General features: G+C 43.7%; 9 protein-coding genes. 6 read left to right on the forward strand and 3 right to left on the reverse strand.

Annotation, left to right across the window (positions count from 1 at the left end; genetic code table 11):
* Window positions 1-5 precede the first annotated feature (5 nt).
* The 3 genes from WFI24_RS00590 to WFI24_RS00600 all read left to right on the forward strand — a co-directional run bounded on the left by WFI24_RS00590 (window position 6) and on the right by WFI24_RS00600 (window position 3,609).
* Window positions 6-710: an ankyrin repeat domain-containing protein gene (locus WFI24_RS00590; RefSeq protein ID WP_336757959.1), complete on the forward strand. Its 705-nt coding sequence runs from the start codon at window positions 6-8 to the stop codon at window positions 708-710.
* Window positions 711-1,021: 311 nt separating this feature from the next.
* Complete coding sequence (bglS, locus tag WFI24_RS00595) at window positions 1,022-1,735, forward strand: beta-glucanase (RefSeq protein WP_336757960.1); 714 nt, start codon at window positions 1,022-1,024, stop codon at window positions 1,733-1,735.
* A 227-nt stretch (window positions 1,736-1,962) separates the two neighbouring features.
* Window positions 1,963-3,609, forward strand: coding sequence for an extracellular solute-binding protein (locus tag WFI24_RS00600; RefSeq protein WP_442956186.1), 1,647 nt, complete (start codon window positions 1,963-1,965; stop codon window positions 3,607-3,609).
* Window positions 3,610-3,752: 143 nt separating this feature from the next.
* On the opposite strand, the gene WFI24_RS00605 is transcribed toward WFI24_RS00600, so the two are convergent.
* Together WFI24_RS00605 and WFI24_RS00610 are read right to left on the reverse strand one after the other, a co-directional pair.
* The gene (locus WFI24_RS00605) at window positions 3,753-5,393 is read right to left on the reverse strand and encodes a response regulator (protein ID WP_336757964.1); all 1,641 of its coding nucleotides are present in this window, start codon (window positions 5,391-5,393) and stop codon (window positions 3,753-3,755) included.
* Window positions 5,394-5,404: 11 nt separating this feature from the next.
* Complete coding sequence (locus WFI24_RS00610) at window positions 5,405-7,114, reverse strand: sensor histidine kinase (RefSeq protein ID WP_336757965.1); 1,710 nt, start codon at window positions 7,112-7,114, stop codon at window positions 5,405-5,407.
* 146 nt (window positions 7,115-7,260) lie between these two features.
* Here WFI24_RS00610 and WFI24_RS00615 point away from each other — a divergent pair, with 146 nt between their 5' ends.
* The 3 genes from WFI24_RS00615 to WFI24_RS00625 are packed head-to-tail and all read left to right on the forward strand — an operon-like array spanning window position 7,261 to window position 13,607.
* Window positions 7,261-8,211 carry an ABC transporter permease gene (locus tag WFI24_RS00615; RefSeq protein WP_145325512.1) on the forward strand — a complete coding sequence of 317 codons (951 nt, stop codon included), beginning with the start codon at window positions 7,261-7,263 and terminating at the stop codon, window positions 8,209-8,211.
* Between the two features lie 15 nt (window positions 8,212-8,226).
* Window positions 8,227-9,105, forward strand: coding sequence for a carbohydrate ABC transporter permease (locus WFI24_RS00620; protein WP_221821204.1), 879 nt, complete (start codon window positions 8,227-8,229; stop codon window positions 9,103-9,105).
* A 44-nt stretch (window positions 9,106-9,149) separates the two neighbouring features.
* Window positions 9,150-13,607 carry a carbohydrate binding domain-containing protein gene (locus WFI24_RS00625; RefSeq protein WP_336757968.1) on the forward strand — a complete coding sequence of 1,486 codons (4,458 nt, stop codon included), beginning with the start codon at window positions 9,150-9,152 and terminating at the stop codon, window positions 13,605-13,607.
* A 101-nt stretch (window positions 13,608-13,708) separates the two neighbouring features.
* On the opposite strand, the gene WFI24_RS00630 is transcribed toward WFI24_RS00625, so the two are convergent.
* On the reverse strand, window positions 13,709-14,560 hold the full coding sequence (locus WFI24_RS00630; RefSeq protein ID WP_336757970.1) for an aldo/keto reductase: 852 nt from the start codon (window positions 14,558-14,560) through the stop codon (window positions 13,709-13,711).
* Window positions 14,561-14,567 lie beyond the last annotated feature (7 nt).

Genomic DNA, 14,567 nt, shown 5'->3' on the forward strand with positions numbered 1-14,567 from the left:
GCAGTATGAGTAAATCGCTGATCATCGTTGTCCTGATAAGCAGTATGTTGATCGTCCAAGGCTGCGTGCCTGAAATGAAAAACGACTCCAACGTGGAGGGAAAGGCCATGACTTCAGCAGATGTACAGCTGTTCAAGGCAGTAGAGGACAGCGATATTAATCGCATCCAACAATGGATTCAAGCAGGCGCCAATATCAATGCTCAAGATCAGAGTGGACAAACGGCTACAATGATTGCAACCTACAATAATGATCTAACATCGGCTAAAGTGTTAATTGAAGCGGGGGCAGATGTGAATATACAGGACGATATGAAAAATACCCCGTTTCTGTATGCTGGCGCTGAAGGATACTTGGATATTTTGAAGCTGACGATCGAGGCCGGAGCGGACCCGGCGATAACGAATCGATATGGAGGGACAGCACTTATTCCAGCTTCGGAGCATGGATATGTGGATGTAGTGCAAGAACTACTGACTCAAACTTCGGTGGATGTGGACCATGTGAATCAATTGGGATGGACAGCACTACTCGAAGCGATCATTCTTAACGATGGCAATGCTCAGCAGCAGGAGACGATACAAATACTCATTGATCACGGAGCAGACATGAACATACCTGATCATGATGGGGTATCACCACTCAGTCATGCGAAGAATAAAGGCTTTAAGGAAATTGAAGACATTTTGGTACGAGCTGGGGCGAAATAGAACCGTTTTAGGGTGAATACATTAACCAACATGTTGAGATATATGTAAAATGGTTTTCATGGAGCGCCTGATTCCTTCTATGCTGAAGGGCAGGCGCTTCATTCAATCTATCTTACGTGTATGAAACTGGCATAGTCTTAACATGACATGATTAGATACAATAACGAGGATCTTAAAAATTGAATATCTCTGCTTTGAAGTTTGCTATAGTGTACCACTCTGCTTCCAGATAAAATGGACATACCGACCATGTAAGCGTTATCTATTATGGCGATGCTTGTACATGTTGGAATCATTCATGGAGGTGTGTGATGAAGAGGAAGTCTTGGTATACTTTGGCAGTAACAGGTATTGTTTCTTTATTCTTTTCCGTAAGCGCTTTCGCCGGTTATGTTTTCTGGGAACCTCTAACCTATTTTAACGCAAGCACGTGGCAAAAAGCGGATGGGTATTCCAATGGGAGCATGTTTAACTGTACGTGGAGGGCTAACAATGTTAATTTTACAAGTGACGGCAAGCTTAAGCTTGGTTTGACCAGCTCTGCACAGAACAAGTTTGATTGCGGAGAGTATCGCACCACAAATACGTATGGGTACGGCTTGTATGAAGTCAGTATGAAACCTGCCAAGAACACAGGTGTAGTTTCGTCTTTTTTCACATACACAGGCCCTTCACATGGCACCCAATGGGATGAGATTGATATCGAATTTTTAGGAAAAGACACAACCAAAGTGCAGTTTAATTATTATACCAATGGGGTTGGTAATCATGAGAAGATTATCAATCTAGGTTTTGATGCATCCCAAGGCTTCCATACGTACGCATTTGACTGGCAGCCGGGACATATCAAATGGTATGTAGATGGTGTATTGAAGCACACGGCAACCAGCAATATTCCTAAAACACCCGGAAAAATCATGATGAACCTGTGGAATGGAACAGGTGTAGATAGCTGGCTCGGTCCTTATAACGGTGCCAATCCACTCTATGCGGAATATGACTGGGTTAAATATACGAGTAATTAAGCAGACTGAAGCAGCCATTAGCGGCTGCTTTTTTCTATATTCAGGCATTGTATTTATTCAATTTATGTATTCAATATCCAATATCCTAAATTAATGCAATAAATGTTGCAATATTAGTATGGGCATAAATATCAATCATTCATTATGATTAACCTGTAAGCAACATTACATAGACTGGGGGAACGAAGTTGGACACAAGTAAAAAGAGACGAGTAGGCAGTTTGGTCATGATCGGTGTATTGGCCCTATCTGCAGCCTTGAGTGGGTGTAGTAACGGGAACGAAAAGAAAACTGAATCAAGTACACCAGCGACAACGTTGGAGCTCAAAAATGGGAAGTATGATCCACCAGTATCCATTACGTATTTACGACCATGGGGTCCAGACGTGAAGTTTAAGTCAGGCGAGGATCAGGATAACAACGTCCATACCAAATGGGCTAAGGAGAAACTCGGAATTGAGTTGAAAAACCAGTGGATATCTCCATCCACCAATAATGCATTTGAGACAAAACTGCGCCTGTCACTGGCTTCCAATGCAGACATGCCAGACATTATTTCGTATCGCGGCGAATTCAATCTGGTGCGTGAATTGATTGAGTCCGGAAAATTTGTCGATGCGGGCGAGTTGTTTGACAAATATGCCAGCGACACATGGAAAGCAGCCGTAAACGAAGATCCTTCCGTATGGTATCCATACATGCAAGATGGCAAAAAGATCGGTATTCCGATTCTGGACTATTCCTATAATGGTGATCCTGTCATGTGGATCCGTGAAGACTGGATGAAGAAATTCAATCTGGAAGCCCCTAAAACTATAGATGATCTTGAAATCATTTTGGAAACGTTTACGAATCAAGATCCAGATGGCAATGGGAAGCAGGACACCTACGGACTGACCATTGGCTTCAAGAACTGGCTGAACACATGGATGTCTGAAGCTGGATGGGTATTTGGTGCTTATGGTACAATGCCAAACCAATGGAATCTGACGGCAGATGGAAAACTTGAATACGGTTCCGTTACACCTGGTGCAAAACAGGCTTTGGCCAAATTACAGAGCTGGATGAGCAAAGGGTATATCCCGGAAGAAGCCGGCGTGTATGACGAGACAAAAGCTGCTGAAGAATTTACTGCCGGAAAAGCAGGTATTGTGGTTGGTCCTCACTGGATGCCATCCTGGCCGCTGGAGGATGTGAAGAAAAACAATCCTGAGGCTGAATACAAGGCGTATCCAATTCCTTCCGGTCCAAATGGTCAAGCAGGAAGACATGGCACGTCAAACGGAAATGGCGTAGTTCTAATTAACAAAGACATGAAAAATCCGGAAGCCTTTTTCACCTATCAGAACTATCTCTTTGATCACTATGCGAATCCTAAAGAGGGCGATGAGTTTGAGCATGGATTTGCGGAAGGATACGATTGGGTTATGGTAGATGGGAAACCATCAACCGATGCAAGTCTTACGGTTGGTTATGCTCCCGAGAAGTACACTTTGACTTTTGATGGAGCGAGAATTCCGAATTTGAGTATGACAACACTCGCGAAGCTGGCAAGTGGTGAAGAAGCAACTACACCGTTTGAGAAGAAAATCAAATCAGGTGTACCAGTACCTATGCTTGATGCAGCCAAGATTGTTTTGGATCAAAAGGATATCGTGTTCAATCAAATGTTTACAGGTGCACCTTCAATGACAATGCAGATGAACAATGACATTTTGACAAAGATGGAGAAAGACACCTTCTCTCAAATTGTATATGGCAAAACCTCTGTTGATGCGTTCGACTCATTTGTTGAGAAATGGAAGTCTTCAGGTGGAGATCAGATTACGAAAGAAGTTAACGAGTGGTATGATTCCGTGAAAAGCGCAAAATAGGATGACGCATTCTGGCTGAATTGATTCATCGCGGCCACATATGCACCAAAAAGGCATTGCAGGAGAAGATCTCCGGCAATGCCTTTTCGTATTCGATATGGAGCAGGGGAAACCTGACCAGGATATAAGATTTGAGATGTCCGTCAAACCGGCAAATTTTCCCGATATTCTTGCGGTGTAAGATCATAAAATTTCTTAAAGACTCGAATGAAATATGCGGTATTGTTGTAACCGACAAGTTCAGCAATCTCAAACACTTTGGCGGTTGATGTTCGCAAATGATAGGCTGCTTTCTCCATTCTTAATCGGTATACGTATGCTGTAAGTGCTTCACCGGTCTCAGCTTTGTATACCTTGGACAGGTACACCGGATGCAGATGAACATGGTCAGCAATTGCAGGCAGTGATACATCACCAGCCAGATGAAGGTCGACAAAACTTTTGACGCTGCGCACAATGGTGCTGTGATTGTCTCTAAGCTCTTGTTCAGCATCATCTCGTATGTAATGAAGTGTACGCAAGGACCAGTCCTGTAATTGCTGCGCAGTGGAGTAACTGGGAGCTTGAAAGTAGCGATAGGACTCTGCTGGAATCAAAGAAGAGATTTGTTTACCATTTTTATGAATGATGTACGCAAACGCGCCCGCAATAGCAAAATACACCTCGAAGGTTGACTCCGCAATATCATGATGTTCATTGGAATGCAGCAGTTCCTCAAAAATGTGCTCGATTTTCTGTTCCACATCCTCAAAGCGACCAGCTTCGAGCAGGCTAATCAACGTTGGCGGTTGATAAAGCGGCCTGATTGAATGTAGGGGATTGGCATCCGTTTCATCGGAAGCAGTGACAAATAAACCTTGCACCTGACCCATCCGTTTACGCATGGACATGACTGTTCGCTCATAGAGTTCTCCAATTTCGTAGGGGAACTTGCCCCAACTGGAGACGGAAATGGAGATTGCACCTTTCAGGTATAACTGAACATTGGTTTGAATCTGGGCAGCATACTGCTCAAGCAATGTCTGAGGCGTCTCGTTCCTGCTGTAACTCATCGTTGTTGAATGTTTCATGCTAACCAGAACAACAATGTAATCGTGCACGTCACGTGTATGCCAGATATGAAAATGATTATGCATCACTTCACTTATGATATTACATATCGCATATTCCATTAGGGCCAGGTCGCCGTGTGCCATATCGGATAGATGTTTCTCCATACGGATAATCAGCATGCCGAGATCCTCTCCTACGGAGTAGGGAAGCTCCAGCAGATCAAGCTTGTCTGCCAGTGTCTTCTGATCATAGACTTTTCCAGTCAGCAACTCATGCAGCATCGTGGATTGAAGCAATGGCAGATGATCCTGAAAGGCGTGTAAGGCTCTTTGATGAGATGCTGCCGTTTCCCACTTTTCTTTAATTCGATGAACAAGGCGTTGCACGGATTCGATCAGATCTTCATCGCTAACGGGTTTCAGCAAGTAATCGAAGCTTTCCTGCGCTATTGCCTGTTTGGCATATTCAAAGTCGGCGTGACCTGATAACAGAATGGTCTGCACATGAGGCCACTTTTCATGAATCGCTGTAATCAGTGCAATGCCTGACATTTCGGGCATACGTATATCCGTAATTACAATGTCAATGTCGTGGTTGTCCATAATTTCCAGCGCTACTGCACCGGATAAGGCTTCATGAACTGTACCGATCCCGCAGCTTTCCCACGGAATGGTCTCTGCCAGCGTTTCCACGACGGAACGTTCATCGTCAACTAGTAATATTTGCAGCATGGGTCTTTCACCTACTTGTCTGTATTGTCGTGCCATGTGATGTTAACTTTAATCCCACCCATTGAAGAATGATCATAGGATAGTCCAGATCCTTCCCCGTACAGAAAAGACAAACGCTGATGGACATTCCATGTACCACATCCCATATTCTCATCCAGCGGTTTAAGAAGATTATCTCTCAGATGTTCAAGTTGTTTCTCAGACATGCCAAGCCCGCTGTCCTCCACGATAACCGTGTACACATCATCCTCGCAGTTCGCATAGATTTTAATCTCACCATCCACCGATTTGGGCTCCAGACCATGAATAATAGCGTTCTCAATAATAGGCTGGAGAGTTAGTCTGGGAACTGTTTTATCTAAAATATCATGGGGCACGTCGATTGTAAAATGCATTCGTTCCAGACGAAGTGACTGGATTTCCAAGTAATTTTTGACCATCGTCAACTCTTCACGAAGCGTGGCTTGATCCTTTTCGGACCTGGTTATGTATCGGTAATACTCTCCCAGATTCAGTGCCATAGCTACCACGGCCTTTTCATTTTTCATTCGGGCCATGTTCTTGATATAGAACAGACAGTTATATAGAAAATGCGGATTAATCTGCGATTGCAACTGTTTGAGCGTGGCTTCCCGGCTTCTTAATTTCTCCTCATATACATTCTCGATTAATTCCTGGATTCGTTGAGCCATGATGTTGAAACGTGCAAATAACAGGCTGAATTCATTGCGTGCAGAATGATGAAGCCGAACGGAAAAGTCCCCGGTGGACAAGCGGTTCGTCCCTTTCACCAACTGTAAGAGTGGGAGCTGCACACTTCGATAGAGTGTATATAATACAACGACGCTCATCACGATCAGAACGGCAATTGAAGCGTAAAAGAGATTCCGGCTGCTTGTAATCGGTTTCAAAATTTGCTGCATAGGCACATAGTCAACATAATACCAGCCGAGGCTCTTGGATTGAATGTAAGAGACGTAATATTCCGTTTTGTTCAGCGTTGTACTGAATCCACCGCTGGCCTGAAGCTTTGCATCTTTCAGGGAAGGCAGGATGGCATTCAAGGTTTCCTTTCCAGAACTATTGCTGATTAATCCATAATCGGGATGGAACATGAACGGGTCACCTTTATTATTTAACTTGTTTTGATTAAGAAGTGCAGTCAAGTGATGAACTGGAAAACTGATTTTGGTAATCAATCTGGCTTTGCCAGGTTTCGCCATCGCTGTCGTTGGATCGGTAGTGTACCAAATAAACTGATTGTCGGCATAGGTCCAGGACTGCGAGAGAGGCTCCTTAAATTCATCATCCCTGTACGGAATGTAAGCATAATAATCCGTTGATATCACTTTTTGCATCCTTGGGAAGTAAAGTGTGATGGTCGAATGCCATTTGCTTGCTGCGTTGTACAGATTCATCTTTTCCAGAATGGCGCTGCCAACTTTCACACGTTCATAGGGAATGTCCTTGTAGTCGGGACGTTGATATTCCTGAATACTCGAATCTTGCCCAATAGACATCCCATACAATGACAGTTGGTAAATGTTGGATTCTACTGAATCAGCAAATGTCGAGAGATGATTCATCGTATTGTTCTGAATCTCGTGTTCGATAACACGCACGCTTTCCCGGTTCGAGTATGTATAGAGAAACAGCACCAGAATAAGCAGCATCACAAACAACAGTGTAATTTTGGTAAAGACATTCAAGCGTGTGAACAAAGTCCAACCTCCTTAATCTTATTAAAATATTGATATCGTTGTTGCAATATTAGGATATAGATCACAAATTTCCATTGCTATAATTTTAATATACAAGTTCACGATGACTTGTAAAATACAAAATTTAGAACATGGGGGATGCAGGAGTGAAGGAACATACGTTAGAAACGCCGCATAAACGGCGCTCCACCAGGGTTAAACAGCGCTGGAATATGCAACGGAACTGGACCTTGCATATGATGCTCATTCCAGCTGTATTGCTGGCACTGGTGTTTCAGTACATACCGATGGGTGGCATTGTAATTGCTTTTCAGGATTTCAAACCATACTTGGGATTTTCTGAATCCAAATGGGTGGGTTGGGACAATTTCCGATATTTATTCTTATATCCGGACGTAGGTCAGGTAATCTGGAATACGCTGGTCATTGCATTTTTCAAAATCATCGCAGGACTGTTCGCTCCATTCCTGTTTGCCATTTTGCTCAATGAAGTGCGCTTGACGGCATTCAAAAGAGTAAGTCAAACGCTTGTGTATCTACCGCATTTCCTATCATGGGTTATTCTCGGTGGTATTCTGCTCGATATCCTGTCTCCACAGGGCGGCATGGTGAACCAGCTTGTCGAAGCCTTTGGCGGAGAACCGATCTTTTTCCTTGGAGATGGTACATGGTTCCGGATAACACTGATCGTCAGTGATGTGTGGAAAGAATTTGGTTTTGGTACGATCGTATTTCTGGCTTCTCTCTCAGGTATCAATCCAGCGCTTTACGAGGCTGCGGAGGTGGATGGGGCCAACCGGTTTAAACAGACGCTGCACATTACGATTCCGGCATTGATGCCGATCACAATTGTACTGATGACGCTCTCTATCGGCAACATCTTGAACGCCGGTTTTGATCAGGTATTTAACTTGTACAATCCGCTTGTGTATGACAAAGGCGACATCATTGACACCTTTGTATATCGACTCGGGATTCTGAACGGGAAGATGAGTTTTGCTACAGCAGTAGGGTTGTTCAAATCTGTGGTTGCTACCATTTTGATTGTTATATCTTACAGAATGGCTTACAAACTAGCTAATTATCGAGTTTTCTAGAGAGGAGAAAAGGGCTTGTATTATAAAACAAAAGGATACCGCATATTCAGCATCGCTAACTATACTTTTCTTGGGATATTATCGATACTCTGCATTTTACCAATTATTCATATATTGGCTGTTTCATTCAGCAGTATGGCGCCAGCATCATCAAACCTGGTTACCTTCTGGCCCATCGGGTTCACAACCGACGCATATGTGAAAACATTCGGGAATTCAAACTTCATCAACTCCTTGATCGTATCACTTAAACGGACTGTAATTGCAACGATCATTGGTATAGTCATCATGCTCTTAACCGCATTTCCGTTGTCGAAGGAAGATATCAGTTTTAAAGGTCGCTCCTTATATACGTGGTTTTTCGTATTTACCATTTTGTTCAGCGGCGGTTTGATCCCAAGTTACATTCTGATCCAGAAGCTTGGCCTGATGAATACAATCTGGGCGCTTATTCTGCCTGGCGCACTGTCCGTGTGGAACGTTATTCTCATGATGAACTTCTTCCGCGGTCTCCCCAAAGAACTTGAAGAAGCAGCCTATTTGGATGGAGCAGGTCATATCAAAACGTTGATTCTGGTCTACGTACCACTGTCGCTTCCAGCTATCGCAACCTTGTCCTTATTTACAATGGTGTATCAGTGGAACTCCTGGTTCGACGGCATGATCTATATGTCTGATATTAAAAATTATCCACTTGCTTCTCTATTACAGACCATTATCGTTCAGCAAGATCTCAGCAAAATCAACGTCGATCCTTCCATGTTGGAGAATATCTCGCAGCGAACCGTACGCGCAGCACAGATCTTTATCGGTGCGCTTCCGATCCTGATGGTATACCCGTTTTTACAACGTTTCTTCGTTAAGGGGATCGTTATTGGAGCAGTCAAGGAATAGGTCTATGCAAATGCAAGGATAACTGAGCTGAGGGAGGAAGAAGGATGAGAAAAGGACTGGCATGTATGGTGGCATGGAGTTTAATGGCTTCTCTCGTTTATCCAGCAACTGCTGGAGCAGAAAGTGTACAGGGTCAAGCGGAGGTGGGAAATGTGCAGGCGAAAAGCCTGCACTTCTCTGTTCCCTATACAGACCTGACCGGGCATTGGTCACAATCTGCAGTTACACGGTTGCAAGACTTGAATTTATTGAAAGGTTATACGGACGGGACATTCAAGCCGAGTCAGGTCATTAGCCGAGCTGAATTCGTGATGATTCTGGATCGAGCCTTTGGTTTCACCGGTAATGCGGGGACTGGTTCATATGCGGATATGACTTCAGACGATTGGTACTATGACGTGATGGTACGAGCGAATGGTTCTGGCATCATCGAAGGAACAGACCGTGAACATCTCTCACCGCAACAACCGATTACACGCCAAGATGCAGCGGTTATGGTAGATCGAGCTTTTCAACTTTCAACAGTTAAAAATGAAGATAGTGAACGATTGAAATTTCAGGATGCAGATGATATTTCCGGTTATGCAAAGAAGGCGCTTACCTATCTGGTGAACGAAAATATTCTTAAAGGTTTCCAAGGTAAATTAAATCCCAAAGCACCGATTACACGAGCGGAGACGGCAGAGTTACTGTCAGCGATGATTGCAGATGTAAAAAGCACTCCTGGAACATATGGGTCCCGAGTGGATGGCAACTTGATTATTAATTCAACAGATGTCACGTTGAAAAATATGATTGTCAATGGAAATCTGCTGCTGGCAGAAGGCATTGGCGAGGGATCTGTTGTTCTTCAAGGAGTAACGATTACAGGAAGTGTCATCATTAAAGGTGGAGGCAGTCATTCCATCGACATTAGCAACTCCAAGCTGAATCGAGTAGTCCTTGACAAACGTGGGGAACCCGTCAGAGTTGCCATTACGGAAGAAAGTAACATTCAGGAGATGCATGTAATGCAGAGATCCATTCTGGAAATCTCTTCAAATAGTCTGATTGATTCCATGAATATTCATGCAGAGGCGAGTCAGACTCAAATGGATACCAAAGGTACGATCCAAAAATTGAGTGTAGATGCCGATGATGTTGTGATTAACGGAGAGAAAGTAAAACAAGGATTGCGCACATCCATGGTGGGTGAAGCCCAACAACCTGCTTCATCGCAGCCTGGTGGTTCAACAAATGTGACAAGCACACCCACACCATCTACTCCAGACGGGCAATCACCGTCTACACCATCGACACCAAGCAATCCGGCTGGCGAAAAACCGATTCCAGCAACAACAATTCCACATGATCAATGGGAGTTGGTCTGGAATGATGAGTTTAACGGGCCTGCGATTGATTCTTCCAAATGGACCGTGCAGGATACAGGACTCGTTTATAACAATGAAATGCAATATTACAGCCCGGATAACACTCGCATTACGAAAGATCAGAATCGTAGCGTGTTGCAGATTGAAGCAAAAAAAGGTCCGAAAAATGGTAAGGATTACAGCTCTGGCAAACTGATCTCCATGGGAAAGGGAGACTGGACCTACGGTAAAGTAGTTGTACGTGCAAAGCTTCCTATTGAAAAAGGCATGTGGCCTGCCATATGGATGATGCCAACAGATGAAGCGCATTATGGTGGATGGCCTGCCTCTGGAGAAATCGATATTATGGAGCTAATTGGTGGCAAAGAGAGTAATAACAAGGTATATAGCACATTGCATTATGACAGTGTGAAGCCTGACGGTTCCCATGGACACGATCAGGGAAGCCTTACTCTTCCGAAGGGTGAAACTTTCGCTGACGATTATCATGATTTCCAGGTGGAATGGTTGCCGGGTATGATTCGTTTCTATGTAGACGGTAAATTACATCATGAAGTGACTAACTGGCAAACGAAGGCTGCGGGCCAACCTGAGTATTATACGTTCCCTGCACCATTTGATCGTCCATTCTATCTGATTCTGAATCTGGCAGTGGGAGGAGACTGGCCGGGCTCACCTGAAAGCAACTTCACTTCCGAAAAGATGAATGTTGATTTTGTGCGAGTATATTCTTACAAAAATCTAGACACATGGCCTGATGTAACAACAAATCCCATCGAGCCTGCACAACAACGTGAACCACAAGCCGATGGCAATCAAATCTACAATGATCGTTTTGCGGAAGGGGCTGCAGACAATGGAGTTCCTCTGCAGTGGAAATTCATCACAAATGCTGATGGAGCTGGCAGTGTCAAAGTTGTAACGGATGAGCAGAAAGGGAAAGCAGCAGAAGTTACCATTGATGCATCGGGTACTGAAAACTACTCGGTTCAACTCACTCAGATGCCGATGTACATCAAGAAAAACAAAAAGTACAAAATACAGTTTGATGCGAAGGCATCTGCTGACCGTACAATCATGTCCAAAGTGAACCAATTCGAAAAAAGCTGGACGAATTATTCGGGTGATAACACCTTTGCACTCACGACAGATTGGCAATCCTATGACTATACATTCAATATGCGGGATGGATCGGATGACAATGCCAGATTCGAATTTAATCTGGGGCTGGATGATACAACCGTTTGGTTTGCCAATGTCAGACTGATCGAAGTGGGTGAGGCTGATCCGTTAACTGTCGAACGAAACGCGCTACCTGATGGCAACTTTATTTACAATGGCACATTCGATCAAGGCAAGGAGCGTCTGGGATTCTGGTCAAGCAGCATTCAGGACAGTGCGGCAGCCAATATAAGTGTAAATAACTTTTCGAAATTCCCGATTATGGAGCGTCAGCTGGTTGTTGATGTTACTCAAACGAATAATGACCCACAACAAGTTTCGGTGAACCAACCGGATTTGAAGTTGGAAGCGAATACAACGTATGGTTTCTCCTTAGATGCCAAGGCAGACACACCGCGAAGCATCGATATTGATGTTGTCAGCAGTAATGGGCAAACAGTACAGGTTCATCAAGGACAAAACCTCTCCTTGAACCAAGAAATGAAAACATTTACCGGAGAAATCATCATTGGAGATGGAGCATCAATCGCACAATCCGAGCTAAGACTGTTATTTGGCAGTTCTAAAGGTAAGGTATACGTGGACAATGTTCGTCTGACGAAACGCGGAAAACCTCTGTCAGTGAATGGCTACGCACATGTACCTGCAACCGAAGCCTGGATGATGCAGGGCTTACAACTGGAGGACTCCGTAGAAGGAGGAAAACATGTCAGTTACATGGACCAGGGAGATCTGCTGCAATATAAAATCGATGTAGCTCACGACGGAGTATATGTTCTGTCTGCCCGAATGGCCAGTGGAAAGAGTGATTCCAAGGTTCAGTTCAGCATTCAGGATGAACAAGGTACAACCGTTGCACAATCAGACCTGAGTCTTGGAGACACGGGTGGATGGCAAGCATATCAAACGGTGTATTTTCCAGGGGTCAACTTAACAGCAGGCAAACCCTATTATGTGAATTTTGAAGGAGCAGATTATAATACACGTTGGGTGGATATTTCACAAAACAAAATTCAGAACAGTGAGCTAACAGCTGATCTGAATCATTGGGAGCTGACTCCTAATCATCTGACAGCCTCTCATGACGAGGGCGAAGGATTAACGGTTAAATTGCCTGGTACAAGTGAACATTGGTGGGATGTTTTGTTGCAACAAGGTCAGATCAAACTGGATGCAAACAAAACGTACCGACTTACCTTCGAGGCATCTGCTTCAAGTCCTAAATCCATGCAAGCGGTTCTCTCTCAGAATGCAGGCGATTTTGTGAAGTATTTTGAAGAAGAAGTGGAATTAACTGCGGATCAAAAGTCGTATACTTACACCTTCACTATGGGGGATAGCTCAGATTCGGCAGCCATGCTTGCATTTGGATTAGGATATCCGCTATATACAGGTGAACACTCGATTCACATCAAAAACGTTCAATTATATGAAGTTAATCCGAATGCAGATCAAGGAGGGCAGCCAGCTCATGTTAACCTTATCCCCAATGGCGACTTCTCCAAAGGTGAGGAAGGTTGGTTTACCCATGCGGACGGTAATGCAGCGGACCTTGAGATGCAAGTTAACAATCAACAGCTTCAAGCCAAGATTGGTCATGCAGGACAGCATCCATGGGATCGTCAAGTCATCAATGAAGGATTTGGCATACAGCAAGGTTTTAAATATAAATTGACGTTTAAAGCCAAAGCGGAGAAGTCCAGGAAATTGGGTTTGGGGATTGGATGGGTCGACGCAGCTGCCAACTATGAATGGCATGGTTTCTTTGGGGCACGAGTTGATTTGACTCCAGAAGAACAGGAGTTCACGTTTACATTTGATGCAACAGAAGCCAGCTATGCGAATACTCGAATTTCATTTGATCTGGGTAACATTGATGGTGTGCAAGATGGCGACACTACCGTCTCATTGTCCGAAGTTAGCTTGATTAATCTGGGTCCTGCCAATTAACTTCTGAATTCTCTATATATTGAGGCCACAATAAATGAAGAATCCGATTCCGTGATGCCGGAATCGGATTTTTTGACCTCTCCGTTATTGGATAGATAGGATTAAATATCTAGTTTGCGAGTGCTAATCCATTTCACCATTTCAGGATCGTTATGGGAGAAGAATAGACTCTGTCTTGTATCTAATGCACTAATCGACTCGATATCTGCTTGGCTTAATTCAAAATCAAAGATATTGAAGTTCTCAATAATTCTTTCTTTACGAACCGATTTTGGGATAACAACGACTTCACGTTGTGTCAACCAACGCAAAACCACTTGAGCAACCGATTTATTGTACTTTTCCCCTATAGATACCAATACCTCATTCTGGAACAAGTCATTTTTCCCTTCAGCAAAAGGTGCCCAAGACTCGATCTGAACATTATTTTCTTTCATGAATTGTTCAGTTAAGATCTGCTGGTTGAAGGGATGCGTTTCAACCTGGTTCACAGTAGGAGTAACTTCGTTTTGTAGAATCAAATCGATCAGACGATCCGGTTGGAAGTTACTCACTCCGATTGCACGTACTTTTCCTTCACGATACAACTCTTCCATGGCACGCCAAGAACCATGTACATCTCCAAAAGGTTGATGAATTAAATATAAATCCAAATAGTCCAATTGCAATCGTTTTAGTGATTTTTCAAATGCTAATTTTGTGCGTTCATAACCCGTATCCTGAACCCAAAGTTTCGTCGTGACAAATAATTCTTCTCTAGCCACGCCACTACGTCTGATCGCTCTGCCCACGGCTTCCTCGTTTAGATAAGAGGCAGCTGTATCAATGAGACGATATCCTGCCGATATGGCATCCATGACACTTTGTTCACATTCGTTTGCATCCGGAATTTGAAACACACCAAATCCAAGTATAGGCATCTCAACACCATTATTTAAAATCACTTTTTGCATATATTAA

It is taken from the genome of Paenibacillus sp. USHLN196 (genome assembly GCF_037144955.1).
Classification (GTDB): domain Bacteria; phylum Bacillota; class Bacilli; order Paenibacillales; family Paenibacillaceae; genus Paenibacillus; species Paenibacillus xylanexedens_C.